We start from the raw sequence: 26,843 nt of genomic DNA, 5'->3' as shown, positions 1-26,843 counted from the left end.
CGGCGCGCTACGCCGGAATCGCGGCGTAGATATCGATCAGCTTCTTGCGGTCGATCTTGTGGTTGTTCGACATGGGCAGCACCACGCAGGCCACCAGCTCGGACGGAACCATATAGGGCGGCAGGCGCTGCGCCAGTCGCTCCTTCCAACCCGACAGCGCATCCTGCTCAAGCAGGCAGGCATCATCCCGCCCCGCGGCCGTGCCGGCGACGAATCCAATCAGGCGCACCGCCGTGCCATCGGGCCGGCGCAGCACCGCGCAGGCGCCGCCCGCCACGCCCGGCAGACCATGCAAGGCCTCGTCGATCTCGGCCAGCTCGATGCGATAGCCGTTCAACTTGATCTGGTCATCCATGCGGCCACGGCAGAACAGCAGCCCGTCCGCGCCCAACTCACCCAGGTCACCGGTGCGAAAACCGCGGCGGCCATCCTCGGCCACGAACAGCTTGGTCTCGTTCAGGTCCTGGCGGTTCAGGTAGCCGCGCATGACGTGGTCGCCGATGATGCAGATCTCGCCGTCCTGGATGCGCAGCTCGCAATCCGGCTTGGCGTGGCCGACCGGCAACGGGTCGTGCATCGCCAGCACGGCATCGGTGATGGCGATCCAGGTGGTGGCAACGGTGGCCTCGGTCGGGCCATAGGTATTCAGGATGACCGCGTCCGGGAAACGCTGGCGCAGCTTCTTCGCCAGCGCGGCCGGCAGCGGCTCGCCGCAGAACAGGAAGGTGCGCAGCGTCGGCAGCGTGGCCGGCGAGAAGTCGCGGTTGGCCAGTTGCTGGTGCGCGAACGACGGCGTCGACACCCACACGCTTACGCCGTTCTGCGCCAGCCGGCCCATCCAGGTGGCGGCCGCGCCGATCTGCTCGCGGGAGTTCAGCACGCAAGTGCCGCCGGCGGCGAGCGTGGCGAATACCTCGTACATCGACAGGTCGAAGCTGAACGGCGCCTGGTTCATGAACACCGGCGCCTCGCCCAGGCCGAAGCTGCCCAGCATCCAGTCGCCCAGCAGGCCGACGCTTTCGCGGCCGATCTGCACGCCCTTGGGGTCGCCGGTGCTGCCGGACGTGAACATGATGTAGGCCAGGCCGCGCTCGGCCAGCTCGGCGCCCTCGCCCGGCTCGAAGCCCTGGGCCGCGGCGTCGTAGACGGCGGCGGCGCGCACGATCTCGACGATGCGGCGCAGGCGTTCCGGCGGGTAGATGGTATCGACCGGCACGAATGGCGCGCCGATCAGCAGCGCGCCAACCATGGCAACGAAGAACGACGCTTCCTTGTGGCCATAGATGGCCACCGGCACGTCCGGCGCGGCGCCATGTTCGCGCGCCTGGGCGGCCCAGGCTTCGGCCTCCTCGCGCAGTTGCGCCCAGGTCAGGCTGCGGTCGGCGCCGACCACCGCGAGCGCGTCGGGCGCGCGCGCGGAGTCAATGAACTGGAATGTCTTCAGGTCGAAACGCATGCCGAAACTCCCGGCGTCAGATGGGGCTGCGGCCGCTGAACACGTAGAGCGCCAGGGCAGCCAGGATCAGGGTGAGCACGCGTCCGAGGAAACGCATGACGGGCCGCGCCAGCGTGGCCTGCAGCGCCGGCCGGGTGCGGGCGGCGTTGATCAGCAGGTTGTGACCGACCGAATAGGCGCCGAACATCAGGCCGCTGACGATGTAGTGCACCGACAACCCGTTCCACACACCCATGGCCAGCAGCGTGGCGAAGATGCCGATGTTCTGCGCCGCCAGACGGTGGCGCGAGAAGAACGAGGTCTTGCTCAGCGCCTTGTAGATCGGCATGAACACGACGTCGCGCAGCCATTCGGACAGGCTGATGTGCCAGCGGCGCCAGAAGTCCTGCGGATTCAGCGTCGCCAGCGGGTTGCGGAAGTTGATCGGCAAGGTGAAGCCGAACAGCATGCCGATGCCGATGGCCATGGTGGAATAGCCGGCGAAATCGAAGAACAGGTAGGCGCTGTAGAGCGAGGCGTTCAGCGCCACGCCGGTGAACGAATAATCGTGGGCGTCCAGGGTCGACAGGCCGTAGCGCCAGATCAGCTCGGCCAGGCCGAACTTCTGGATCACGCCCAGCATGATCAGTTCCAGGCCGGTCAGCCAGGTGTTCAGGTTGACGCCTTCATAGCCGCGCTTGAGGTCGGCCTGGAAATTGCGCCAGCGGTACATCGGGCCGGCCAGCAGCGTCAGGGGGAAGAACAGGTAGATGAAGTAGTCCAGCGGCGACACGCGCTCGTTGCGCGGCGCGAACAGCAGCACGTCGATGGCGCGGAAGGTGGCGAACGACAGGCCCAGCATCGCGCCCAGGTGCGACACACCGGTCTTGACCAGCAGCAGCGGCGTCATGGTGATGACAACGGCCAGCCAGGTCGGGATGTAGTTGCGGCGCATGGCCCACAGCGCGCTGCCCGAGATGGCCAGCAGCGCGATGGGCTGGTAGGGACGCGCCCAGAACACCGCCATCCACACGCCCAGGCAGATCACGCCGATGATATGGCGATAACCAATGCGCAGCGGCATGCCGACCGAACGGTAGGCCAACAGGCCCAGCCCGCCGAACAAGGCGCCGCCGAAAAAACTCAAACTTGCGAACAATTCCATGCTGCGGTCAGAACTGTTGATATTGGAATTCGACCTTGATAGGTCCGCCGCTGCCCGTGGTGGGCTGCGCCTGCAGCACGAACACCAGGATCACCCCGATATACAGGCACAGGTGCCAGAAGAAGCGCCGCCCCCAGGCCTTGGCCGCCTTGCGGGCGTCCTGCTTCTGGCCGGCTTCGCCTTGCGCCGCATCGGCGCCTGGAATGAGATTCATCGGGAAAAGTACTCCGCAATGCCCTGGTCCGCCATCGCCCAACCGAGTTCGGCCAGATGCATGTCATCGCGCACCATGCCCGGCTCGAAGGGAATGCTGTACATATCCAGGCAACCCATCTGGTAGCGCTGGCACATGCCGGTAATGGCGGCCACCACCGGATCGAAGCGTTCGACGTCGAGGATGAGCTTGGGATTGAACGGCTGGATCACGAAGTAGGCCTTGACCTTGCGCCGTTGCAACAGGGCCATGACACGCGACAGGTCGCCCAGCTCGGTGCGCGTGAGCGGATCGACGTCGGCGAACTCGTTTCGCGCCGGCGAATACAAGGGCGCCAGGTATTGCTTGTAGTAGTCGTCGCGCACGTCGTAGGGGTTGTTGCCGCCCAGCTGGTGTTCGACTTCGCGCGCCTCGTGCGTAAGGCGCGACCATTGGCCCGGGTTGAGCCGCGCTGACGAGGGCCATGTCACGAAGCGATGCGCGGGCACCGACAGCTTGCTGCGCGGACGATCTGGCGCGGGTTCCTTGCGCGCGTTCCACCACAGCGACAGCTTGTCCTTGAGCTCGGCAACCTGGCCGTTGGCGATCAGCCAGAGCAAGCCCCAGTTGGCGTTGTCGCTGATCCAGTTCTGCATCTGTTCGCGCGTGCTGGGCTTGTCCCAGAGACGATCCCAGACCGGGCCGGTGACGTGTTCGGCGAACGCGCTGCGAGGCAGCTGGCCGCCCGAGGCGAACCAGGCCGGCGACACCATGATCACCAGGCGCGTGTTGGGGGTCAGTGAATCCGCGACGGATTCCAGCACGCTGACGATGCCGTAGGACTGGAACATCGCGTGCCCATAGGCCAGCGTCGGTACCTTCAGTTCTTCGGGGAAGAAACGGTAGGGAACGAAGCGCAAGTCGTGGCTGGACAGCTCGGACGAACCCAGCACCACCAACGTGCCGTCGCTGAGCGCATTGCCCAGGCGATTCAGGTTGACGTGCTGCGTGCCCCAATCCGGCCCCAGGTTGGGCAGATAGTTGTTCTTGTCCGACGCCACCGTGGAAACGGGGCGGACAATCCGGGACAGTACGTCATCCGCGCCGCAAAAGGCCCCGTACGCCAGCGCCGCCGCCGTGATGGCGGCCGCGGCGTGGGACAGCAGGCGGGGATTACGAAAGATTGGCAGCGACATAGCCGGCGAGCGTGCGTACCGACTGCAGATGTTCGGCGATCTCGGGAGCCGGGATGCTGCAGCCGTACTCCGCCTCGACCGCCAGCGTGATATCCACGGCGGCGAGCGAATCGACCAGGCCGGTGGCAATCAGTTGTGTATCGGGAGTGACTTTCTTCATGACGATCGACTCGACGATCGCGCCAATCTTGGTGTGGAGTTCTTGCTCGGTGTGCATAGCTAGTACGGCGTTACATTGCCTCGTTGGCAAAATCATCCCCGCCCCGAGTTTCTGGACGGCGAGTATATAGAAATCAGCTGAAAGTCGTCTGACAGATTTCAGCCTTCCGGAAGGAGCCGCCGATGCACTTGGTTACATCAAATTCACGCGGCGACTTCGTTCACGGGTGCCATCATGGCACTTCAACCGTTGAATCGCCATGAAACTTACAGACCAAATCGCTATAAATGGCTCGAAAAGGTAACGCCTTGGGGTAAATCCCGGGTGTTGCGTTGCAGCGGAGCGACAGAATCCCCTCCTCGCCGCGCTGACTGCCCTGTCCCCAGCCACCAAGGCGATTGTCCAGCCGCCCGCCGGAACGAAAAAAAGCCCGCATGCGCGGGCTTCGGGTGGTGGCAGGCGCCAGAAGGATTACATCGGCGTGACGCGGGTCGGACCGGCGCCGCTGATGACCTGCACACGCTGGCCGACGCTGATCGGCACATCGGCTTCCTGGGCCACGACGCGGGTTTCGCCGTTATCCAGGCGCACCGTGATTTCGTAGCCGGAATTCTTGCCAACCTGGTTTTCCACGGCGTTGCCGGCCAGTGCGCCCAGGATGGCGCCGCCGACCGTGGCGATGGTACGGCCCGTGCCGCCACCGATGGCGTTACCTGCCACGCCACCCAGCGCGCCGCCAGCCAGCATGCCGACGCCGCTGGACTTGTCGTTCTGGATGACGATGGGGCGCACGCCCGTCACCGTGCCCGTGCGGACGATCTGTTCGCGCTGGGCTTGATCATAGCTATACACACCGCTGGACGCGCTGCGATTGGCGCAACCGCCCAGGACTGCCATCGAGGTCACGACGGCAGCCACGGCCAGCCACCGGCCGGTACGCGGCGTCAACAAGGAAAAGGTTTTGCTTTGGTTCATTTGGACTCCTCGATCGGGCACAGCCGACGATCTGATAATACTCCGCCCTACGGGGACTGCAGCCTAACGTGCAACACACTGAAACGCACCGCCACGGGCGGAAAACCAGCTTGCGAACCGGCCGCGGCGCTAAACCGCCACGGCCTGTTTTTGCCGGCTATTCGACCATTGCCACGCGGCCGGGTTCCCGCCGCGGCCGGATCGCCAACCCGAAACGGGATCAGGCCGGCAGGTGGATGCCGTAGGTGGCGTGCAGCACGGCGTCGATCTCGGCGCGCGACGGGGCATGGTTCTGCGGACCGCGCGAGGCGATCTTGATGGCGCCCATGACGTTGCCCAGGCGGCAGCTGTCTTCCCAATTCCAGCCGCTGGTCAAGCCGTAGAGCAGGCCGCCCCGCTGGGCGTCGCCGCAGCCGGTGGGATCGACCACCTGGGTGGCGCGCACCGGTTCGATCTGGAAGCTCTTGCCTTCGGTCAGCAGCGTGGCGCCTTCGGCGCCGCGGGTGACGACCACCGCCTGCAAACCGGTGGCGATGTCCGCCATGCTGCGGCCCGTGCGCTGCTCGACCACGCCGGCCTCGTAATCGTTGACGGTCAGGGCCTGGGCCAGGCCGAGCATGCGTTCCAGGTCGGCGCCGTCGAACAGCGGCATGGCCTGGCCCAGGTCGAAGATGAAGGGGATGCCGCTGCGGTGCAGGCGTTCGGCGTGGGCGAACATGCCTTCCTTGGCATCCGGGGCGACGATGCCCCAGCTCGCCTTGGCATCGCTCAGGTCATTGCTGGCCGAGAACGACATGGCGCCCGGGTGGAACGCGGTGATCTGGTTGTCGTCCAGGTCCGTGGTGATGAAGCATTGCGCGGTGAACGTGCCCGGCACCACCTTGACGCGGCTCACGTCGATGCCCAGGCCGGTCAGGCGCTCGAGGTATTCACCGGCGTCCTCGCCCACGGTGGCCACCGGCACCGGCTTGCCGCCCAGCAGATTCATGTTGTAGGCAATGTTGCCGGAGCAACCGCCGTATTCCTTGCGCATGCTGGGCACCAGGAACGACACGCTCAGGGATTGGATGCGGTCGGCCAGGATGTGCTCTTTGAAGCGGCCTTCGAACACCGCGATGGTGTCGAACGCCATCGAACCGCAGACCAGAACGGGGGTCGCCATGAATGTCATCCTTCAAGGAAAGAACTTGTCGAGTTGATAGCCGTTGACTTGAACACCGGTCACTTCAATCGGCACGGAAATCTTCAGTTCGCCCGCCGGCCCGAAGGGGCCGCGCAGTTGTTCGGGCGTCAGGTAATTCTCGGGCATCAGCACGCGGCGCACCACCACCGTGTCCGACAAATCAGTCAGGTCCAGCACCAGCGCCGGCCAATGTTGCGGCTTGTCGTAGCGATTGCGCAGCACCAGGTTCAGCACCAGCCGCGTGCGGCCGTCATCGATGGCGGCCGCGCCCGTGGGCGGCTGTAACGACGACGAAGAGATGGCGATGCGCTCCAGGCGGCGCGCGTAACCGACCGTGCAGCCCAGCGGCTTGCAGGCGGCTTCGAGCGCCGGCCGCAGCACCGGCACGGAATTGGCAATGTCGATGCGGTACACGTACAGCAGCTGCAAGCCCAGCGCGAGCAGGCCGATCAGGCAGGCGTAGCCCCACAGCTTGCGCAGCAGGCCATGGCGCTCCTGGCGATCCTGGTCCAGGAATTCGGGCGGCGCGCGACCGACGTCGGTGGCGCTGGAATAGCGCGTGCGCGTGTCTCCCAGGATCGGCTCGGCGGCGCCGTCGAGGTCGCGCCTGTCATCGGCGTCCTGATCATCGTCATCGGGATGACGCAGGCCGATCTCATCGTCATCGCCGGGCGGCGTGGGCCGCGCGTCGTCACGCACCACGAATACCGGTTCGGCGGGCCGGGCATGGCGCGGCGCCTCGTGGTTCGCGCTGTCGCGCACCGCCACGATGGGCTCGTCGCGCGGCGCGGCCGGCGCCGGCCAGCGCGGCGGCGCATGGCTCAGGCGCGGTTCGTCGTCGTAGCGATCCAGGTCTTCATTTTCGTCTTCGTCATCGTCGCCCTCTTCCGCCAGCGCGGCGTCGGGTTCGATGCGGCGGCGGATGTCGTCACGGCCGCGCAGCACGGCGGGCGGCACGGCGGACGCGAGAGGCCGGGGGGCCGGTTCCTCGGTCGGCGCGACTGACGGGGCGGCGGCCGGGGACGCGCCGCTGGCTCCCGGATGAATGCCCGGCGAGGCGGGCTCATCGGGCAGGTCGTCCCAGGGCGCGACCGCGCGCGGTTCGACAGACGGACGCCGCACCGGCGGCGGCGCCCCGTCGTCGACAGGCGGCGCCGGCGGCGTCACCAGGACCGGCGCGGCGATCGCCTGCGGCGCGGCGGGCGCAGGCCGCGCGATTGGCGTGTTCGAGGCGGGAATGGCCGCGGCCGGCATGCCCGCGCCCGTCTCGGGCAGCAGGCAGGCGCGGCCGTCGAACACGGTGGCGCAGGCGCCGCAGCGCACCAGGCCGTTGCGGACCCGAAGCTGGTCGGGCACCACCTTGAACGATGTACCGCATTGCGGGCAGCGGGTGGTCAGGGCCATGGCGCGGGATCCTGCGGAACCGGGCTCAGGCCTTCTGGCCGTGCAGGCAGACCCAGCCGTCACGGGCGCGCCAGACCGACATGGCGATCCAGGGCGCGTAGGCGGCGGCCACTTCCTCGGCCTGCCGTTCCAGCACGCCGGACAGCACCAGGTGGCCGCCCGCGGCGACCCGGCCGGCCAGCATGGGCGCCAGCACCTTGAGCGGGTTGGACAGGATGTTGGCCACCACGACCTCGAAGGTGCCGTCGGCCAGGCCGTCGGGCAGCATGGCCTGCAGCTCGACGTGGTTGACCTCGGCGTTGAAGACCGTGCTCTGCACCGCCTGGGCGTCGATATCGACGGCCTGGGTCGGGCCCGCGCCCAGCTTGCGCGCGGCAATCGCCAGGATGCCCGAGCCGCAGCCGTAGTCCAGCAGGGTCGCGCCCTTGGGCAGTTCGGCTTCCAGCCAGGCCAGGCACAGGTGCGTGGTCGGATGGCTGCCGGTGCCGAAGGCCAGGCCCGGATCGAGTTCGATGTGGATGGCGCCGTCCTCGGCGGCGGGCGTTTCCAGGCCCGGCACGTCCGGGCTGTCGCGATGCCAGCTGGGTACGATCCAGAGACGTTCGGCGATGTGGATGGGGCCGAACTGCGATTGCGTCAGGCGCACCCAGTCGGCGTCGGGCACGTCGCGCAGGCTCCAGCCGGCAAACAGCGCGGGATCGAGTTCGCCCGCCGCGGCGGCTTCTTCCATGATCTGCGCGGGATCGGCGCCGTCCGGCAGCAGGGCCACGACGCGGTTGCGTTCCCAGGCCTGCACGTCGGGTTCGGTGCCCGGCTCGCCGAACAGCGGACGCTCATCATCGGTGCCCAGGTCGGCATCCTCGACGGACACCGACAGCACGCCCGCCTCCAGCAACGCATCGGACAGGGCTTCGGCTTGCGCCTCCTGGCAGTGGAGCACGAGTTCACGCATGATGATTCTTCCATCTGGCCAACGGGCCGCGGCAAACGCCGCGGCCCGGTCAGCCGGTTAAGGCAGTAAAAGGGGGGCCTGAGCCCCCCTGCTATCGGCTGGTCAGGGACGCTGGGCCAGCTTGTTTTCCAGATAGTGGATGCTGGTGCCGCCTTCGACGAAGCGGGCATCCTGCAGCAGTTCGCGATGTAGCGGGATGTTGGTGGAAATGCCCTCCACCACCATTTCCGACAGCGCGGTGCGCATGCGCGCCAGCGCCTGGTCGCGCGTGTCGCCGTAGGTGATGACCTTGGCGATCATCGAATCATAGTTCGGCGGCACGAAATAGCCGTTGAACGCGTGCGAATCGATGCGCACGCCCGGGCCGCCCGGCGTGTGCCAGTTGGTGATGCGGCCAGGACTGGGCACGAAGCGGAACGGATCCTCGGCGTTGATGCGGCACTCGATCGCGTGGCCCTTGAAGGTGATGTCGCGCTGGCGCAGCGTGAACTTCTCGCCGGCGGCGATCAGGATCTGCTGCTGCACCAGGTCGACGCCGGTGATCAGCTCGGTGACCGGGTGTTCGACCTGGATGCGGGTGTTCATTTCGATGAAATAGAACTCGCCGTTTTCATACAGGAACTCGAACGTGCCCGCGCCACGGTAGCCCATCTTGCGGCAGGCGTCGGCGCAGCGGTCGCCGATGCGCTCGATCAGGCGGCGCGCGATGCCGGGGGCCGGCGCTTCCTCGATGACCTTCTGGTGGCGGCGCTGCATGGAGCAGTCGCGTTCGCCCAGCCACACGGCGTTGCGACCGCCGTCGGCCAGCACCTGGATTTCCACATGGCGCGGGTTCTCGAGGAACTTCTCCATATAGACTTCCGGGTTGTTGAACGCGGCGCCCGCTTCCGAACGCGTCATGGTGACGGCATTCAGCAGCGCGGCCTCGGTGTACACCACGCGCATGCCACGGCCACCGCCACCGCCGGCGGCCTTGATGATGACCGGATAACCGACTTCGCGCGCAACGCGGATGATTTCCTGCGGATCGTCGGGCAACGCGCCTTCGGAACCCGGCACCACCGGCACGCCGGCTTCGATCATGGCGCGCTTGGCGCTGACCTTGTCGCCCATCAGGCGGATCGTGTCGGGACGCGGGCCGATGAAGACGAAGCCGCTTTTCTCGACGCGATCGGCGAAATCGGCATTTTCGGACAAGAACCCGTAACCCGGGTGGATTGCCTCGGAATCCGTGACTTCGGCCGCCGAAATGATGGCCGGCATGTTGAGGTAGCTTTCGCGCGACGGCGCGGGCCCGATGCACACGGATTCATCGGCCAGGCGCACGTACTTGGCTTCGCGGTCGGCCTCGGAGTGCACCACCACGGTCTTGATGCCCAGCTCGCGGCAGGCGCGCTGAATGCGCAGGGCGATTTCGCCCCGGTTGGCGATCAGGATTTTTTCGAACATTTTCAGCTATCAGCCAATGACGAACAGGGGTTGACCGTACTCGACGGGCTCGCCGTTTTCGACCAGGATTTCTTTGATGACGCCGGACTTGTCGGCTTCGATTTCATTGAGCAGCTTCATGGCTTCAATGATGCACAGCGGATCGCCTTCCTTGACCGACTGGCCCACGTCGATGAACGGCGCGGCGCCCGGGTTCGGCGAGCGGTAGAAGGTGCCGACCATCGGCGCCTTGACCACGTGGCCCTGGATCACCGGAGCGGCTTCGGCCGCGGCGGCGGCGGGCGCGGCCGGGGCGGCGGGCGCAACCGGGGCGACGGCGACGCCGGCTTCCGGCTGGTGGTAGGCCACCGGCTGCAGGGTCTGCGAGAACTTGACGATGCGAACCTTGCCTTCGCCTTCGGTGATTTCCAGCTCGGCGATGCCCGATTCAGCCACCAGGTCGATCAGGGTTTTGAGTTTTCGAAGGTCCATAGAAGCTGCTTCCCGAGATAGTGTCGGCAACGTCCCGGTCGTCGGGTCCGCGCCATATAAGATGTAAAAGCTGAGAGTTGGTGCGAGATCAATGCCGCACTGCGTAACGCAGAGCCGCTTCGTAACCGTCCGCGCCCAGGCCGCTGATGAGGCCTACCGCCAAGTCGGACAGGTATGAGTGATGCCTGAAGGGCTCTCGCTTATACAGGTTGGACAAATGTACTTCAATAAATGGGATCGCGACCCCGGCCAGCGCATCGCGGATCGCGACGCTGGTGTGCGTATATGCCGCCGCGTTGATGATGATGAAATCGGTGCCGTCTTGCCGGGCCGCCTGAATGCGGTCAACCAGCGCGCCTTCGTGATTGCCTTGCCACGCGCTCAGCGTGGCGCCCAAATCACCGGCCAGCCGCTCCAGGCCCTCGTTGATCTGGGACAGCGTGAGGCTGCCGTAGATGTGAGGTTCCCGGGTGCCGAGCAGGTTCAGATTCGGGCCATGCAATACCAGTATGTTTTGCGCCATGCGCTTGCCAATGAGTGGATTGCCAATTGTTGGCAAAACAGCCGATAAACCAGCTTTTTACGCCAATTCCTACTATTTGTCCAACAGACTTACGCCTTTAAACCAGAGAGCGTCCGGTCGAGGTCATCGGGCTGGATTTCACCCAATATCTTCCGGTTAATGCTGCCATCTGCGTTGAAAACAATGGTAAACGGCAGGCCGCCGCTCGGATTTCCCAGCTTGCGCAAGGTATCGATGGCGCCGGCGCCGATGACCCACAACGGATAGGAAACCTGTACTTTCTCGACAAATTTTTGCATGTTGGCGGCAGAATCCACGCCGATGCCGACAAACTTGATTTGCGGATATTTTTTCTGCAACGCGTCGAGTTCGGGCATTTCCTTGACGCAAGGCGCGCACCAGGTTGCCCAGAAATTGACCACGATGGGCTGGCCCTTCCAGGCGGCCAGCGACTGGGTCGCGCCGTTCAGGTCGGGCAATTGCAACTGCATCAGGGCGGCGACGGGATCCTCGGCGGCGGGCGCCGCGGGCTGGGGCTTGTTGCGGCCCAGCAGGGTGTAGCCACCCGCGACCGTGGCGGCCACGGCCACGGCGGCGGAAAGGAGTAGGCGTCGATTCATGGCGCGATCATAACCGTTGCGGCCGGTTTGCGCCGCCGCGGCCTGGACGGCGCTTGACCGCTGCCTATATATACAATGCAGGCAGGAGATTTTTCAATGCATCTGCATATTCTTGGCATCTGCGGTACGTTCATGGGCGGCCTGGCGCTGATCGCGCGCGCCGCCGGCCACAAGGTCACGGGTTGCGACGCGGGCGTTTATCCGCCCATGAGCACCCAGTTGTCCGAACAGGGCATCGAGCTGATCGAGGGCTTCGGCCCCGAACAGATGGCCCTCAAGCCGGACCTGTACGTGATCGGCAACGTGGTCAGCCGCGGCAATCCGCTGATGGAAGCCATCCTGGAATCCGGCGCCCGCTACGTATCGGGCCCGCAATGGCTGGGCGACAACATCCTGCCCGGCGCCCATGTGCTGGCGGTGGCCGGCACCCACGGCAAGACCACCACCAGTTCGATGCTGGCCTGGATCCTGGAAGCCGCGGGGCTCGCCCCCAACTTCCTGATCGGCGGCGTCGCGCCGGACCTGCACGTATCGGCGCGCTACGACCCCGCGCGCCGCCCCTTCGTGATCGAGGCGGATGAATACGACACGGCTTTCTTCGACAAGCGTTCGAAGTTCGTCCACTACCGCCCGCGCACCGCCGTCCTGAACAACCTGGAATACGATCACGCGGACATCTTCCCGGATCTGGCGGCCATCGAAACCCAATTCCACCACCTGGTACGCACCATCCCGGCTTCCGGCCGCATCATCCGCCCCGCCCACTCCGACGCGCTGGACCGGGTGATTGCGCGCGGATGCTGGTCCGAAACCGTCACGTTCGGCGCCGACGGCGCCTGGCAGGCCGACGCGCCCGATGCCGACGGCGCCTTCGAGGTGCGCTGCAATGGCGCCGCCGTGGGAACCGTGCGCTGGGCCCTGGGCGGCGAGCACAATCGCATGAACGCCCTGGCCGCGCTGGCCGCCGCCGAACACGCCGGCGTGCCGGCGGCCGAAGGCGTGGCGGCCCTGAGCCGTTTCGGCGGCGTGAAACGCCGCATGGAACTGCGCGGCACGGTCAACGGCGTCAAGGTCTACGACGACTTCGCCCACCACCCCACCGCCATCGCCACCACGGTGCAAGGCCTGCGTCGCCAGGTCGGCCCGGCCCGTATCCTGGCCGTGCTGGAACCGCGTTCCAACACCATGAAGCTGGGCGCCATGGCGGCCCGGCTGCCCGATTCCCTGCGCGACGCCGACCTGGTGTTCTGCTTCGGCGCCCGCGCCGGCAAGCACGCGCTGGGCTGGAACCCGGCCGAAGTGCTGGCGCCGCTGGGCGACCGCGCCTCCAGTTACGATGACATCGACGCCCTGGTGGCGGCCGTCGTGCAGGCCGCCCGGCCTGGCGACCAGGTGCTGGTGATGAGCAACGGCGGCTTCGGCGGCATCCACGGCAAGCTGTTGACGGCCCTGGAGGCGCGCGGCTGAACGGCCGCGCCCCCGCCGCGCAACAGGCAGATCCCTCGGAAAGGCACGAAATGATCCTTTACCTGCACGGCTTTCGTTCCTCGCCGACGTCGTTCAAGGCCCGCATGATGGCCGACGCCATGGCCGCGCGCGGGCGGGAAGGCGATTGGGCCTGCCCGCAATTGCCGGCCAGCCCGCGCGAGGCCGTCGATCTGGCGCTGGGCATCGCCCGCCAGCAACTGGCGCGTGCCACCGAGCCGCGCGCGCTGACCGTGGTCGGCTCGTCGCTGGGCGGTTTCTACGCGACCTGGCTGGCCGAGCAACTGGGTTGCAAGGCGGTGCTGCTCAACCCGGCGGTCGAGGCGGCTCGGGACCTGGCGACCCAGGTGGGCGAACACCGCATGTATCATTCCGACGCGCCATTCCAGTTCCTGCCCGGATACGTGGAGGAACTGGCCGCCCTGCACGTCAGCCGGATCAGCCAGCCGGACCGGTATTTCCTGGTGGCGGCGACCGGCGACGAGGTGCTGGACTGGCGCGAAATGCGTGACCGCTATGCGGGCTGCCGGCAGCGCATCGTGGCCGGCAGCGACCATGGCCTGTCGGATTTCGCCGACTGGATGCCCGAGGTGCTCGAATTCGCCCTTGGCTGCGCTCCAACCGACCCCAGATAACTCTCAACACTCTTTATATTGCTGCGCAAGGCGGCGCGTGCGCGCCGCCCAGGACGACCCTCACCATGTATGTGTTTTACGAAGACGACGGCAGCTTCAAGGCCGGCCATATCCTGTCCGAAACCGACGCCAGCCTCCAGGTGGAGTCGGAGTCGGGCAAGCGCAGCAAGATCAAGCGCGCCAATACGCTGTTCAATTTCGCCGCGCCCGAACCCGCCGCGCTGATGGCCCAGGCGGCCGCGCTGGCCGAAACCCTGGACCTGCAATTTCTGTGGGAATGCGCGCCCCAGGAGGAATTCGAGTCCCCGGCCCTGGCGGCCGACTATTTCGGCCACGCCCCCACCCCGGTCGAGCAGGCCGCCCTGTTGATGCGCCTGCATGGCGCGCCCGCCTATTTCCACCGCCGCGGCAAGGGCAGTTACCGCCCTGCCCCGCCCGACATCCTGGCCGCCGCCCTGGCCGCGCTGGAAAAGAAACAGCGCCAGGCCGAGCAGCAGCAGGAATGGGTGGACGAGATGGCCGCCGGCCGCCTGCCCGAGCCCATCGCCCAGGTCGCCGAATCGCTGTTGATCCGGCCCGACAAGAATTCGCAGCAATGGAAGGCGTTGGACGCCGCCTGCGCCAGGCTCGGCAAGAGCCCCGACCGCCTGTTGCTGGAACTGGGCGCCTGGCCGCACGCCCTGGCGCTGCACAAGCGCCGCTTCCTGGCGGTGAACTTTCCCCGGGGCCTGGCCTTTCCCGAGCTGGAACTGCCGCCGATCGACCGCGAACTGCCGCTGTCGGACGCCGAGATCTATTCGGTCGACGACGTCACCACCACCGAGATCGACGACGCCCTGTCGGTTTCCACCCTGCCCGACGGCAATCTGCGCGTCGGCATCCACGTGGCCGCGCCCGGCCTGACGGTGACGCGCGACAGCGAATTCGACAAGCTGGCGCGCGCGCGTCTGTCCACGGTCTACATGCCGGGCGACAAGATCCCGATGCAGCCCGACAACGTCATCAAGGCCTTCTCGCTGGACGCGGGCCGCGAGGTGCCGGTGCTGTCGCTGTACGTGGTGGCCAACCCGGAGACCGGCGAGGTCATCGAATCCGACACGCGCCTGGAGCGCGTGGTGGTGCGCGAAAACCTGCGCCACAACATGCTGGACGCCCAGGTCACCGAAGACAGCCTGAACGACACTTCCACTGACCTGCCCTACGGCCACTGGCTGCGCCCGCTGTGGAAGCTGGCGCAGGCGCTGTCGGCGCAGCGCGAGAACGTGCGCGGCAAGCCCGAGAACAATTCGCGGGTGGAGTACAGCTTCTACCTGGACGGCGACCCCGACGATCCCGACACCCCGGTGCGCCTGGTGCCGCGCCAGCGCAACGCCCCGCTGGACCGGATGGTGGCCGAGTACATGATCCTGGCCAACAATCTGTGGGGCGGCCTGCTGAACCAGCATGGCGTGCCGGGCATCTACCGCTCGCAACAGGCCGGCCGCGTGCGCATGAGCACGCAGGCGCTGCCGCACGAAGCCATTGGCGTGCCGCAATACGCCTGGAGCACGTCGCCGCTGCGCCGCTACGTCGACCTGGTGAACCAGTGGCAGTTGATCGCCGCGGTCGAGCACGGCGTCTCGGCGCGCCTGGTGGCCCCCTTCAAGCCGCGCGACGCGGATCTGTTCGCGATCATCGGCGCGTTCGACGCGCAATACGCGGCCTGGGCCGAGTTCCAGAGCGCGATGGAGCGCTACTGGTGCCTGCGCTGGCTCAAGCAGCACAACATCACCCGCACCGTGGCGCACGTGCTGCGCGAAGACCTGGTGCGCTTCGCCAACTGCCCGCTCGTCACCCGGATCGGGGGGATGCCCGAGCTGGAGCGCGGGACGGCGGTGGAGGTGGAGATTCTGGGGATGGATGAGTTGTCGCTGGAGCTGGATTGCCGGTATGTGGGGCAGGTGGGGCCGGCGGCTGAAGAGGCTGCTGCTTAGGGTGGCGGTTGGTCTGCCTGTCTTTGGGCTTTTTCCGCTGACTTCGGAGGGTCTTTCTTAGGCCGCCCGTCTGGCAGGCGGCCCGGGCGGCGGGCGCCCACGATTGCGGTCCGGAGCGTTCGCTCCGGACTGGCCTCGGCGGCCCCCCCCTGCCTCATCCTCGTTGCCGCCTGCCGGCGGCTGCCTTCGGATTCCGTCGGGCGCATCGAGGTTGCCCGCCGCCCGGGCCGCCCGCCAGACGAGCTACGTTTTTCTTGGCCTGTGGCGCTGCAAGAGCGAGGAAACTTCACGAGATTGCTGATGCCCGTTGCGGGTGGCCGCGCGGGCGGCCGCCCGCAACTTACGCGGTGTCTTGGTTTGGCGCGTTGGCGCTGCGCGCGGGTGGCGGGTTGCTTGCTTGGGGTGCCGTCCAGTCGGGGGGAAGAGAGTGGCGGCGCGCGATGGGGGCTGGCTTGCGCGTGACGGGCTTGGCGCGCGCCTGATCTGAGGAAGAACGGCTGACGGGGAAGATGCTTGGCGATGCATCCCGGATTCTTCCAAACGGAGGACCGCCGGCATTGCCTCACCGATTCCTCCGCATCTCGCCCGACCTTCCCCCCAAACGCCAAAGAAGGCCGCCCGCGCGGCCGGTTTTGGCGGCCCCGCCAAATCTTCCGTCCCGCCCCGGTCTGCCGCCAGAACACCAAGCACACGATTCGCCCCCGCGCCGGTGAAGTGATCACGCTGTAGCCCGTGGCGTCGGCGGCCGGTGGGGCGCGGGGCGTGTAGATGCGCCCGAGGGAATCCGAAGGCAGCCGCCGGCAGGCGGCAACGAGGATGACGAAGGGGCAGTCCGGAGCGAACGCTCCGGACCGCAATCGTAGCCCCGCGCCCCACCGGCTGCCGACGCCACGGGCGGCCAAAAGAACACTACCCCCCCCGACAGCGACAGCACCAAAACCTCCCGTTAAACTCCCGAAAAAATCACAATCGATATCGGAGGACGGACATGCGCATTCTGCTGGTCGAGGACAACCTCGACCTGGGCGATGCCGTGGAGAGCAAACTGCGTTCGGCGGGCCATAGCGTACAGTGGGTGCGCGACGGCGTCGCCGCGCTGCGCTGGGGGCTGGACGAAACATGGGATGCGCTGGTGCTGGACATCAACCTGCCCGGCAAGGACGGCTTCAGCGTCATCCGCGAACTGCGCGCCGCCGGGCTGGAAGCGCCCGTGCTGGTCATGACCGCCCGTTCCGAAATCGAAGACAAGATCGACATGCTCGACCTGGGCGCCGACGACTATCTCGTCAAGCCCTTCGACCTGCGCGAACTCGAAGCGCGGCTGCGCGCCCTGCTGCGGCGCCCGGCCGGGCAGACCAGCAGCGTCACCGCCTACGGCAACCTGAGCCTGGACCTGGCCAATCGCCACGTCACGCTGGCCGGCGCGCCGCTGGAACTGGGCCGGCGCGAGTTCCGGCTGCTGGAGATCCTGCTGGGCAAGCTGGGCCAGACCGTGGCCAAGGAACGGCTCATGAACCAGCTGTTCGACCTGGACGACGGTTCCCTCAACGCGCTGGAACTGCTGATCTCGCGCCTGCGCAAGAAACTGGCCGGCGCCTCCATCGATATCGTCACCGTGCGCGGCGTCGGCTACCAGGCCCGCAGCCATGACCCTGCCTGACAGCTTCTCGATCCGCCGCCGCGTCTTCACGCTGGGCGCGGCATTGCTCGCCTGCGCGCTCATCGGGCTGGTGTTCTTCCTGCGCGACTATGCCCAACGCGCCGCCGAACAGGCCTTCGACCGGCTGCTGGCGGCGTCGGCGCTGACGATTGCCGGCTCCGTGCAGATCGAGGACAACGGCGTCACGGTCGAACCGCCGGTATCGTCGCTGGCCATGCTGTCGGGCAGCGAACGGGTGTTCTACGAAGCCCGCGCGTCCAACGGCCGGCTCATCACCGGCTATGCCGACCTGGCGCCCGGCCTGCCGCTGGCGCAGTCGGCCACGCCGGTGTTCGCCTATCTGCGCTATCACGATGAGCCGGTGCGCGTGGCCACGGTGGGACGGCTGGTGTCAGCCAGCCAACACGCCGGCTGGGTCACCGTGCGCGTGGCCGAGACACTGGGCTCGCGCGAGGAGCTGGCCGACGAGATCCTGGGCCGCAGCGTGCTGCCGCTGATCGTGGTGTCGCTGGTCGCGCTGGGCCTGCTGTGGTTCGGCGTGCAGCGCGCCTTCGCGCCGCTGGCCGTGGTCGAAGGCGAATTGCGGCACCGGGCGCCGGATGACCTGGCGCCGCTGGTCACGCCGGTGCCGACCGAGGTGCGACGCCTGGTCGAGGCCCTGAACGCCTTCATGCAACGCCTGTCCGGCATCATGGACACTCTCAACACCCTGGTTGCCGATGCCGCGCACCAGGTGCGCACGCCGCTGGCCTCGCTGCGCGCCCAGGCCGAAGTGGCGCTGGACGAAACCGACCCCAAGCGCCTGCACGAGCGCCTGGGCCGCATCCACCAGAATGCCACCCACGCCAGCCAGCTCATCAACCAGCTGCTGATGGACGCCACCATCACACACCGGCTGGGCAAGGGCGCGCGCGCGCCGGTGGGCGTGGCCGAGACCATCAACGAAACCCGGCGCCGCATCGGGCCGCTGGAGGCGCAGCGCCTGCGCATCGAGATCGCCCCCGAGGTGCGCCGTGCCCGCATCGCGGGCGATCGCGTGGCGCTGCGCGAGATGCTGCGCAACCTGGTGGACAATGCCCTGCGTTATGCGCCGCAGGGCAACGTCGACATCCAGGCGACGCCGGTGGCGGGGTATCGCGTGGCGCTGACGGTGTCCGACCGCGGCCCCGGCATCGCCGACGATGAAAAGGAAGCCGTGCAGCAACGCTTCACGCGCGGGCGCACCGGTGAATCGCAGCCCGGCTCGGGCCTCGGGCTGGCCATCGTGCGATCGGTCGCGCTAGCGCACGGCGGCTCGCTATGGCTGCAGGACCGGGCCGGCGGCGGCCTGTCGGCGCGCGTCATCCTGCCCCTGGCGCGCCAGCGGACGGGACGCGGGCTGGCGGGATGGATAGGCGTAGTCGGCGCGGCGTTCCTGCTGCTGTCCGCCGCGCCGGCAGACGTGCGCGCCGCCGAGGTCCCTGAGATCGTCACCCGCTATCCCGCGCCGCAGCCGTCATCACGCGTGCTGACCATTGCCGGCCCCACCGACACACCGGTGGTGGCGCCGCTGATCCTCGGCTTCCAGGCGCAGCGGCCCGACGTCACCGTGGTCTACCGCGAGATGGGCAGCCGCGAACTGTACGAAGCGGCGATCGAGGACCGCCTCAAGGACGTGGACGTGCTGATGAGTTCGGCCTCGGACCTGCAGATCCGCCTGGCCAACGACGGCTACGCGCAGCGCTACACCTCTCCCTATGCCGCGCGGCTGCCATCGTGGGCGGTGTGGCGCAACGAGGTCTACGGCTTCACCTTCGAGCCGGCCGTGATCGTCTACAACCCCAAGCGCTACACCGAGGCCACGGTGCCGCGCTCGCGCCAGGACCTGCTACGCACGCTGGAGCACGACCGCGCTCGGCTGCATGGCCGCGTCGGCACCTACGACATCTCGCGCAGCAGCGTGGGCTACCTGATGGCCGAGCAGGACGAGCTGGTGTCGTCGAACTTCTGGGGCCTGGCCAACGCCTTCGGCCAGGTTGGCGTGCGGCTGTCGGCCACCAGCGCCGAACTGCTCGATGCCATCGAGAACGACGAGATGGACCTGGGCTACAACATCCTCGGATCGTACGCCCTGTCGCGCCAGGCGGCGGGCGCGAAGATCGGCGTGGTGTTCCCGCAGGACTACGTGCTGGTGCTGGCGCGCTCGGTGCTTATCGCGCGGCGCGCGCCCAACCCCGACCTGGGGCGCGCGCTGGTCGACTGGCTGCTGTCGCCTGCCGGCCAGCAGGTGGCGTCCAGCCACGCGGCGCTCGGCTCGATCATGGAGGACACGCCCGGCCGCTGGACTTCCGAGGCGGTGCTGGCGCGCTCGCAGGGCATCGTGCAGCCTGTGGTGCTGTCGCCGGCGTTGCTGGTGGGGCTGGACCAGCGGCGCCATTCGCGCTTCGTGCAGAACTGGATCCGGCTGGTCACCGACACGCCCGAACGGCCGTAGGACGCGGCGGCCCCGGACTCGCGCGCGGCAAGGCAGGCGAATGGCCGCCCCCAAAAGATCGGCCGCTTGCGCGAACACCGGGATTACCCCTACCCCGGCTGTCGCCCCATGACAGGACGACGACAGACGCCGAATCCTAAGATGGACGCCAACAGGTCCATGCGCCTGTCGATACCAATTCCAAACGGAGACAAGACATGCTTGCCAAGTCCAGACTGGCGGCCGCCTGCGCCGCAGCCTTCGCCATCGCCGCCGGCAGCGCCTACGCCCAGCAAGTGCCCGCGGGCTACCCGGCCGACTACCAGAAGATCCTCGACGGCGCCAAGAAGGAAGGCAAGGTCGTGATCTACTCGACCACCGACACCAAGGCGGCCGGCCCCATCATCAAGGGCTTCGAAGCGCTGTATCCCGGCGTCAAGGTCGAATACAACGACATGAACAGCACCGAGCTGTACAACCGCTACATCAGCGAGCAGGCGGCGGGCGGCAGCAGCGGCGACATCGTCTGGAGCTCGTCGATGGACTCGGCCCTCAAGCTGGCCACCGACTACGCGCTGCAGTACAAGTCGCCCGAGATCGGCAAGCTGCCGGCCTGGGCGGTGTGGAAGGATTCGGCCTACGGCACCACCTACGAACCGGCGGTGTTCATCTACAACAAGCGCCTGATCCCGGCCAACGAAGTGCCGACCACGCACGGCGCCCTGGCCAAGCTGATCGCCAGCCAGCCGGACAAGTTCAAGAACAAGGTCACCACCTACGACATCGAGAAGTCGGCCGTGGGCTTCATGCTGGCGGTGCAGGACAAGGCCAACGATCCCAAGTACTTCGAGACGCTCAAGGACATCGCCAAGGGCGGCCTGATCGTGCAGTCGTCCACCGGCACCATGATGGAACGCGTCTCGTCGGGCGAGAACCTGGTCGGCTACAACATCCTGGGCTCGTACGCCGAGACCCGCGCCAAGACCGATCCGTCGCTGGGCGTGGCCTACCCGACCGACTACGCGCTGGTGCTGTCGCGCGTGGCGTTCATCAGCAAGAAGGCCAAGAACCGCAACGCCGCCAAGCTGTGGATGGACTACCTGCTGTCGCAGAAGGGCCAGGAAATCATGGCCAACCAGGCCGACCTGGCGTCGGTCCGCGACGACATCGAAGGCGACAACGACGTCGACGGCATGACCAAGAAGCTGGGCGCCTCGCTCAAGCCGATCCCGGTCAACGAGACCCTGCTCGACTACCTGGAGCAGAACAAGCGCCTGCAGTTCATCAAGGACTGGCGCGCCGCCGCCGGCAAATAAGGCTGTCGCCGGTACAGCCGGGGGCCGCGCGCCCCCGGCCGCAAGCACGCGGACGGGCGTAGCACCGCCGCCCGCCAGGCCGCCCGCGGGCCGGGTGTTCATGGCCCACGGGCGCGGCCCGCGTCTATCGAGATAACAGGATTTCCCCATGCAGTCATTGCGCAGAAAATGGCAGTCCCTGCCACGCGGCGTGGTGGTGCTGATCACAGCCTTGGCCATCTACGTGCCGCTGTCGTTCATCATCATCCAGAGCTTTCTATCCGCGCCCTTCTTCACGCCGTCCAAGGTCTTCAGCCTGGATGCGTTCCGCTTCATCTTCGCGGACCCCGATTTCTACAAGGCGCTGAAAAGCGGCTTCATCCTGGCGTTCGGGCTGGCCATCATCGCCATTCCGCTGGGCGGCATGCTGGCGTTCCTGATGATCCGCACCGACCTGCCGGGCCGGCGCTGGATCGAACCGCTGATCCTGGTGCCGATCTTCGTGTCGCCAATGGTGCTGGGCTTCGGCTACGTGGTGGCGGCGGGCCCGGTCGGCTTCTTCTCGACCTGGGCGCAGAACATCCTGGGTTTCGTGCCCTGGAACGTCTATTCGCTGACCAGCATCGTCATCATCGCCGGCCTGACGCACGTGCCGCACGCCTACCTGTACATTTCGTCGGCGCTGCGCAGCATGGGCTCGGACGTCGAGGAGGCGGCGCGCGTCAGCGGCGCCTCGCCGCTGCGCGTGATGGTGTCGGTGAGCCTGCCGATGGTGCGGCCGGCCATGCTGTACGCCACCGTGCTGCTGTTCTTCCTGGGCCTGGAAGTGTTCGGCCTGGTGCTGGTGCTGGGTGACCCCGAAGGCAACCTGGTGCTGGCCACCTACCTGTACAAGTTGACCAACAAGCTCGGCATCCCCTCGTACCACCTGATGGCCGCGGTGGCCGTGGTGCTGATCTGCATGACGATTCCGCTGGTCATGCTGCAGCGCCGCCTGATGCGCACCGCCAACCGCTTCGTCACCGTCAAGGGCAAGGCCTCGCGCGCCCGTCCGCTGCCGCTGGGCAAGTGGCGCTGGGTGGCCGGCGGCGTGGTGGCGTTCTGGCTGCTGGTCACCATCGTGGTGCCGCTGCTGGGCGTGCTGCTGCGCGCCTTCGTGTCCAACTGGGGCATGGGCGTGTCGCTGTTCGACGTGCTGTCGCTGGACGCGTTCCGCACCGTGTTCTCGCAACCCAACCTGATGCGCGCGATCGTCAACTCGGTGGCCATCGGCGTGTTCGGCGGCGCGCTGGCGGTGATCTGCTACACCTTCGTCGGCCTGGCCATGCATCGCAAGCCGGACAACGTCACGCGCTTCATGGACTACAGCGTGCTGGTGCCGCGCGCCGTGCCCGGCCTGCTGGCGGGCCTGGCCTTCCTGTGGGTGTTCCTGTTCGTGCCGATGTGGCTGGACAACGCGCTCGACGCCGACCTGGGCGGCTGGCTGTCGGGACTGCCGTTTGCCGAGTGGGCGCGCGAGAACTTCGTCGAATGGCTGCGCGCCATGCGCAGCACCATTTTCAGCGTGTGGCTGGCCTACACGGTGGTGTGGATGGCCTACGGCCTGCGGCTGATCTCGTCGACGCTGCTGCAGGTCGGCCCCGAACTGGAAGAAGCCGCCCGCAGCGCCGGCGCGCGCCGCGGCCAGGTCACGCGCCACGTCACCGTGCCGCTGGCCAAGTACGGCCTGATCGGTTCGTGGCTGCTGATGTTCCTGATCTTCGAGCGTGAATACTCCACCGGCGTCTACCTGCTGTCGCCCGGCACCGAGACCATCGGCTCCATGCTGGTATCGCTGTGGGCCTCGGGCGCCATCGACATCGTGGCCGCGCTTTCCTTCATCAATATCGTTCTGGTCGTGATCGGCCTGGGCATCGCCCTGCGATTCGGAGTCAAACTTCATGATTGAGCTTTCTGTAGAAGACCTGCACCTGGATTACGGCGACAACCCGGTGCTCAAGGGCGTGTCGATGCAACTGCGCCAGGGCGAGGTGGTGTCGCTGCTGGGCCCCTCGGGCAGCGGCAAGACCACCCTGCTGCGCGCCGTTGCCGGCCTGGAAGGCCCCAAGCGCGGCCGCATCACCATCGGCGATCGCACCGTCTACGACGGCGCGGCGCGCCAGGAGATTCCGGCCGAGGAGCGCAACCTGGGCCTGGTGTTCCAGTCGTATGCCCTGTGGCCGCACAAGACCGTGTTCGACAACGTCGCCTACCCGCTCAAGCTGCGCAAGGTGCCGTCGGGCGAAGTGCGCGAACGCGTGCAGGCGGTGCTGGACCAGCTCGGCCTGGGCAAGCTGGGCCAGCGCCATCCGCACGCGCTGTCCGGCGGCCAGCAGCAGCGCGTGGCCATCGGCCGCGCCCTGGTTTACAGCCCGCCCGTGATCCTGCTGGACGAGCCGCTGTCCAACCTGGACGCCAAGCTGCGCGAGGAGGCCCGCGCCTTCCTGCGCGAGCTGATCATCCGCCTGGGCCTGTCGGCGTTGATGGTGACGCATGACCAGAGCGAAGCCATGGCGATTTCCGACCGCATCCTGCTGCTGAACAACGGCAAGATCGAGCAGCAGGGCACGCCGCAGGAGATGTACGGCGCGCCCAAGACCTTGTTCACCGCCGAGTTCATGGGCAGCAACAACCGCCTGGACGGCAAGGTCACCGAAGTGCGTGATGGCCGCGCCCGCATCGAGGGCCGCGGCTGGGCGCTGTGGGGCCAGGCCGGCGAAGGGGTAGCCGCGGGCCAGGACGCCACCGCCGTGATCCGGGTCGAACAGGTCCGCCTGGCGGACGATCCCGACGGCAACCACATCGACATGCCGCTGCTGACCAGCATGTACCTGGGCGACCGCTGGGAATACCTGTTCCGCACCCCCGACGCGGATCCGGCAAATACCCTGGCGCTGCGCGCCTACGGCCCCGAGGGCCGCGAACCCGGCCCCTGCCGCCTGGCGCTGCCGGCCGGCAAGGTGTGGGTGTTCCCGCGCCCGGCCAAGTAGGGTGACGGCGGCGGGCGGAGTGGCTCTACAATGCGTGCGTGCAACGCCTCGCTGACTCCCCCTTCCCGCTGAGCCGGCCGCTGCGGTGGCTGGGCGCGCCCGCCCAGCACTACCTGCGCATCGGCATCGCGATTTCGCTGTTGGTGCACGCCGGCGCGCTGGCGTGGCGCTTCGGCGCGCCCGCCCTGTCGCGCCCGCCGGCCACCAGCCTGGAAATCGTGCTGCTCAATGCGCGCAGCGAAACCCCGCCCGACACGCCGCGCGCCCAGGCGCAGAACCAGATGAGCGGCGGCGGCAACGCCGAACGCGGCCTGGCCACCACCCCGCTGCCCCAGACCGGCGCCTCGGCCGAGACCATCGTGCTCGAGGCCATGCGCAAGCGCCAGGTCCAGCTGGAGGCCGAGCAGACCCGCCTGATGACCCAGCTGCGGGCCGCCGACAAGGCCGGCGCCGAGCGCCAGGCCGTCAACCCCTGGCCAGACGGCAACGAGCGGGGCAAGGACGCCGAGGACCAGGCCAGCGTCATCCAGAACGCCCAGGTCGCCGCCCTGGCGGCCAAGGTCCAGCAATACAACGCCGAACCGCGCAAGCAGTTCGTGGCGCCCTCCGCCCAGGCCTCGCGCTACGCCGCCTACCTGGATGCCTGGCGCGCGCGCATCGAGGCGGTCGGCACCCAGCACTATCCCGACGAAGCCCGCGGCCGCATCTACGGTTCGCTGCGCATCACCGTATCGGTGCGGGCCGACGGCAGCATCGCCAATGTCGAGATCGACCAGCCGTCGCCGCACGCGGTGCTGAACCAGGCCGCCCGCCGCATCGTGCAACTGGCCGCGCCGTTTCCGCCGTTCCCGCCCGACATCGCGCGCGACACCGATGTGCTGGTCATCACCCGCACCTGGCATTTCGTCAACGACACCCTGGAAACCGAAGCCCCATGACCGAGGCGCCCCCTCTTGCCCGCTATGCCGTGATCGGCAACCCCATCGCGCACAGCCGTTCGCCCCAGATCCACGCCCTGTTTTCCCACCAGACCGGCAAGCCGCTGCGCTATGAGCGCCTGCTGGCGCCGGTGGACGGCTTCACGGCGGCCGTGGCCGGGTTCGCCGCCGAGGGCGGCCTGGGGCTGAATGTAACGGTGCCGTTCAAGCAGGAAGCCTATGCCTTGGCCTCGGGGCATCTGTCCAGCCGCGCGCGGCTGGCGGGCGCGGTCAATACCCTGTCCTGGCGCGACGGCGCCTGGCACGGCTGCAACACCGACGGCGTCGGCCTGGTTTCCGACCTGCTGCGCCTGGGCGTGCGCCTGAGCGGCGCCTCGGTGCTGCTGGTGGGCGCGGGCGGGGCCGCCCGCGGCGTGCTGCAACCGCTGGCGCAATCCGGTTGCGCCCGCATCCATATCGTCAACCGCACCGCTGCCCGCGCCCTGGAGCTGGCCGAAAGCTGGCGCGAGACGGGCGCCGAGCCGCAGACCCGCGTTACCGCCGGCGGCCTGCCCGACGCCGCCCTGCCCGGCGGCTGGAACCTGGTCGTCAACGCCACCGCCAGCGGGCTGCAGGACGCCGCCCCCGATCTGCCCGCCGGCCTGTACGCCGAAGGCGCCGCCGCCTACGACATGATGTACGGCGCCCAGCCGACGGCGTTCATGCGCCAGGCGCGCCAGGATGGCGCCGCGCTGACGGCCGACGGCCTCGGCATGCTGGTCGGCCAGGCGGCCGAGAGTTTCTTCATCTGGCACGGGGTGCGGCCCGACCCCGCCCCGGTGCTGACGGCGCTGCGCGAGGCGCTCATGGCCGGGACCTGAGGGCATGGCCGCCCGCGGCAAGAGCGGCAAGCGCCGCTCCTGGTTCCGTATCATCACCGGCACGCTGATGGCGCTGGTGTGCGCGGTGCTGCTCTACCAGTTCTGGCTGTTCGGGCTGGTGGTCTGGTACAACTACCAGAACCCCGGCAGCAGCGCCATCATGCGCGAGGAACTGGCGCGCCTGCGCGACGGCAACCCCGATTTCCAGCTGAAGTACGAGTGGGTGCCCTATGACAAGATCAACCGCAACCTGAAGCGGGCGGTGGTAGCGTCCGAGGATTCCAACTTCACGGAACACGACGGCGTCGAATGGGATGCCATCCGCAAGGCCTGGGAATACAACCAGAAACAGGAAGCGGCCGGACGCAGCAAGATGCGCGGCGGCTCGACCATCACCCAGCAGCTGGCCAAGAACCTGTTCCTGTCCAGCTCCCGCAGCTACCTGCGCAAGGGCCAGGAACTGGTGCTGACCTACATGATCGAACACGTCATGACCAAGGAACGCATCCTGGAGCTGTACCTGAATGTGGCGGAATGGGGCACCGGCGTGTTCGGCGCCCAGGCGGCCGCCAGGCATTATTTCAACGTGCCGGCGGCCAACCTGGGAGCCAGCCAGTCGGCCCGTCTGGCGGCCATGCTGCCCAATCCGCGCTTCTATGACAGCCACCGCAATTCCAACTACCTGAATTCGCGCGTGTACACCCTGACCCGGCGGATGCAGATGGTCGACATCCCCTGATACGGAAACCCGCCATCCGGACCGGTTCCCGCCCACCTTGGGCGGCCGGAT

The 26,843-nt window shown here is 67.5% G+C and carries 24 protein-coding genes; 11 read left to right on the top strand and 13 right to left on the bottom strand.

Translation table 11 applies throughout. From position 1 onward, the window contains the following. Positions 1–7 precede the first annotated feature (7 nt). The 13 genes from AC6CR5_RS23410 to AC6CR5_RS23350 all read right to left on the bottom strand — a co-directional run bounded on the left by AC6CR5_RS23410 (position 8) and on the right by AC6CR5_RS23350 (position 11,726). Complete coding sequence (locus AC6CR5_RS23410; RefSeq protein ID WP_047993350.1) at positions 8–1,456, bottom strand: D-alanine--poly(phosphoribitol) ligase; 1,449 nt, start codon at positions 1,454–1,456, stop codon at positions 8–10. Between the two features lie 16 nt (positions 1,457–1,472). Then, entirely contained in the window at positions 1,473–2,600 is a 1,128-nt protein-coding gene (locus AC6CR5_RS23405) for an MBOAT family O-acyltransferase (RefSeq protein ID WP_006388612.1), read from the bottom strand. 7 nt (positions 2,601–2,607) lie between these two features. Beyond that, positions 2,608–2,814 carry a hypothetical protein gene (locus AC6CR5_RS23400; RefSeq protein ID WP_006388611.1) on the bottom strand — a complete coding sequence of 69 codons (207 nt, stop codon included), beginning with the start codon at positions 2,812–2,814 and terminating at the stop codon, positions 2,608–2,610. Continuing rightward, positions 2,811–3,989, bottom strand: a complete 1,179-nt coding sequence (locus tag AC6CR5_RS23395) for a D-alanyl-lipoteichoic acid biosynthesis protein DltD (protein ID WP_006388610.1) — start codon at positions 3,987–3,989, stop codon at positions 2,811–2,813. Before AC6CR5_RS23395 ends, AC6CR5_RS23400 begins: the two co-directional genes overlap by 4 nt. After that, positions 3,967–4,206: an acyl carrier protein gene (locus AC6CR5_RS23390; protein WP_006388609.1), complete on the bottom strand. Its 240-nt coding sequence runs from the start codon at positions 4,204–4,206 to the stop codon at positions 3,967–3,969. The genes AC6CR5_RS23395 and AC6CR5_RS23390 overlap by 23 nt, the downstream gene beginning before the upstream one ends. Before the next feature lie 414 nt (positions 4,207–4,620). Beyond that, a complete protein-coding gene (locus tag AC6CR5_RS23385) occupies positions 4,621–5,124 on the bottom strand; it encodes an outer membrane lipoprotein (protein ID WP_006388608.1) in 504 nt (167 codons plus the stop codon). A 220-nt stretch (positions 5,125–5,344) separates the two neighbouring features. Next, positions 5,345–6,286 carry a carbohydrate kinase family protein gene (locus AC6CR5_RS23380; protein ID WP_024067683.1) on the bottom strand — a complete coding sequence of 314 codons (942 nt, stop codon included), beginning with the start codon at positions 6,284–6,286 and terminating at the stop codon, positions 5,345–5,347. 12 nt (positions 6,287–6,298) lie between these two features. Continuing rightward, entirely contained in the window at positions 6,299–7,711 is a 1,413-nt protein-coding gene (locus AC6CR5_RS23375; protein ID WP_038502800.1) for a DUF3426 domain-containing protein, read from the bottom strand. Positions 7,712–7,736: 25 nt separating this feature from the next. After that, on the bottom strand, positions 7,737–8,663 hold the full coding sequence (prmA, locus tag AC6CR5_RS23370; RefSeq protein ID WP_006388605.1) for a 50S ribosomal protein L11 methyltransferase: 927 nt from the start codon (positions 8,661–8,663) through the stop codon (positions 7,737–7,739). Between the two features lie 102 nt (positions 8,664–8,765). After that, a complete protein-coding gene (gene accC / locus AC6CR5_RS23365) occupies positions 8,766–10,112 on the bottom strand; it encodes an acetyl-CoA carboxylase biotin carboxylase subunit (protein ID WP_006388604.1) in 1,347 nt (448 codons plus the stop codon). Between the two features lie 9 nt (positions 10,113–10,121). After that, on the bottom strand, positions 10,122–10,583 hold the full coding sequence (accB, locus tag AC6CR5_RS23360) for an acetyl-CoA carboxylase biotin carboxyl carrier protein (RefSeq protein ID WP_006388603.1): 462 nt from the start codon (positions 10,581–10,583) through the stop codon (positions 10,122–10,124). Between the two features lie 88 nt (positions 10,584–10,671). Next, the gene (aroQ, locus tag AC6CR5_RS23355) at positions 10,672–11,106 is read right to left on the bottom strand and encodes a type II 3-dehydroquinate dehydratase (protein ID WP_006388602.1); all 435 of its coding nucleotides are present in this window, start codon (positions 11,104–11,106) and stop codon (positions 10,672–10,674) included. 89 nt (positions 11,107–11,195) lie between these two features. Continuing rightward, entirely contained in the window at positions 11,196–11,726 is a 531-nt protein-coding gene (locus tag AC6CR5_RS23350) for a TlpA family protein disulfide reductase (protein WP_006388601.1), read from the bottom strand. Between the two features lie 96 nt (positions 11,727–11,822). On the opposite strand from AC6CR5_RS23350, the gene mpl reads away from it, so the two are divergent. From mpl to mtgA, 11 genes are all read left to right on the top strand, one after another. Then, the gene (gene mpl / locus AC6CR5_RS23345) at positions 11,823–13,193 is read left to right on the top strand and encodes a UDP-N-acetylmuramate:L-alanyl-gamma-D-glutamyl-meso-diaminopimelate ligase (protein WP_006388600.1); all 1,371 of its coding nucleotides are present in this window, start codon (positions 11,823–11,825) and stop codon (positions 13,191–13,193) included. A 50-nt stretch (positions 13,194–13,243) separates the two neighbouring features. Further along, a complete protein-coding gene (locus tag AC6CR5_RS23340; RefSeq protein ID WP_054473793.1) occupies positions 13,244–13,846 on the top strand; it encodes a YqiA/YcfP family alpha/beta fold hydrolase in 603 nt (200 codons plus the stop codon). Between the two features lie 65 nt (positions 13,847–13,911). Then, positions 13,912–15,819 (top strand): ribonuclease catalytic domain-containing protein, encoded by a 1,908-nt coding sequence (locus AC6CR5_RS23335; protein ID WP_024067678.1) that lies wholly within the window; start codon positions 13,912–13,914, stop codon positions 15,817–15,819. A 988-nt stretch (positions 15,820–16,807) separates the two neighbouring features. Next, positions 16,808–17,479, top strand: coding sequence for a response regulator transcription factor (locus AC6CR5_RS23330; RefSeq protein ID WP_006388597.1), 672 nt, complete (start codon positions 16,808–16,810; stop codon positions 17,477–17,479). After that, complete coding sequence (locus AC6CR5_RS23325; protein WP_498085003.1) at positions 17,466–19,952, top strand: sensor histidine kinase; 2,487 nt, start codon at positions 17,466–17,468, stop codon at positions 19,950–19,952. The genes AC6CR5_RS23330 and AC6CR5_RS23325 overlap by 14 nt, the downstream gene beginning before the upstream one ends. Before the next feature lie 197 nt (positions 19,953–20,149). Then, on the top strand, positions 20,150–21,247 hold the full coding sequence (locus tag AC6CR5_RS23320; RefSeq protein WP_006392747.1) for an ABC transporter substrate-binding protein: 1,098 nt from the start codon (positions 20,150–20,152) through the stop codon (positions 21,245–21,247). Positions 21,248–21,395: 148 nt separating this feature from the next. Beyond that, positions 21,396–23,174 (top strand): ABC transporter permease, encoded by a 1,779-nt coding sequence (locus tag AC6CR5_RS23315; RefSeq protein ID WP_024067677.1) that lies wholly within the window; start codon positions 21,396–21,398, stop codon positions 23,172–23,174. Continuing rightward, positions 23,167–24,255: an ABC transporter ATP-binding protein gene (locus AC6CR5_RS23310; protein ID WP_024067676.1), complete on the top strand. Its 1,089-nt coding sequence runs from the start codon at positions 23,167–23,169 to the stop codon at positions 24,253–24,255. The genes AC6CR5_RS23315 and AC6CR5_RS23310 overlap by 8 nt, the downstream gene beginning before the upstream one ends. A gap of 38 nt (positions 24,256–24,293) precedes the next feature. After that, positions 24,294–25,193 (top strand): TonB family protein, encoded by a 900-nt coding sequence (locus AC6CR5_RS23305; RefSeq protein ID WP_080981541.1) that lies wholly within the window; start codon positions 24,294–24,296, stop codon positions 25,191–25,193. After that, positions 25,190–26,053: a shikimate dehydrogenase gene (aroE, locus tag AC6CR5_RS23300; protein ID WP_498085002.1), complete on the top strand. Its 864-nt coding sequence runs from the start codon at positions 25,190–25,192 to the stop codon at positions 26,051–26,053. Before AC6CR5_RS23305 ends, aroE begins: the two co-directional genes overlap by 4 nt. Positions 26,054–26,057: 4 nt before the next feature. Beyond that, positions 26,058–26,792, top strand: a complete 735-nt coding sequence (mtgA, locus tag AC6CR5_RS23295) for a monofunctional biosynthetic peptidoglycan transglycosylase (RefSeq protein WP_006388590.1) — start codon at positions 26,058–26,060, stop codon at positions 26,790–26,792. Positions 26,793–26,843: the final 51 nt, after the last annotated feature.

This window comes from Achromobacter sp. EG18, assembly GCF_059759395.1.
The sequence above is the reverse complement of the archived record's forward strand: the minus strand, read 5'-3'. Positions and strand labels throughout refer to the sequence as shown.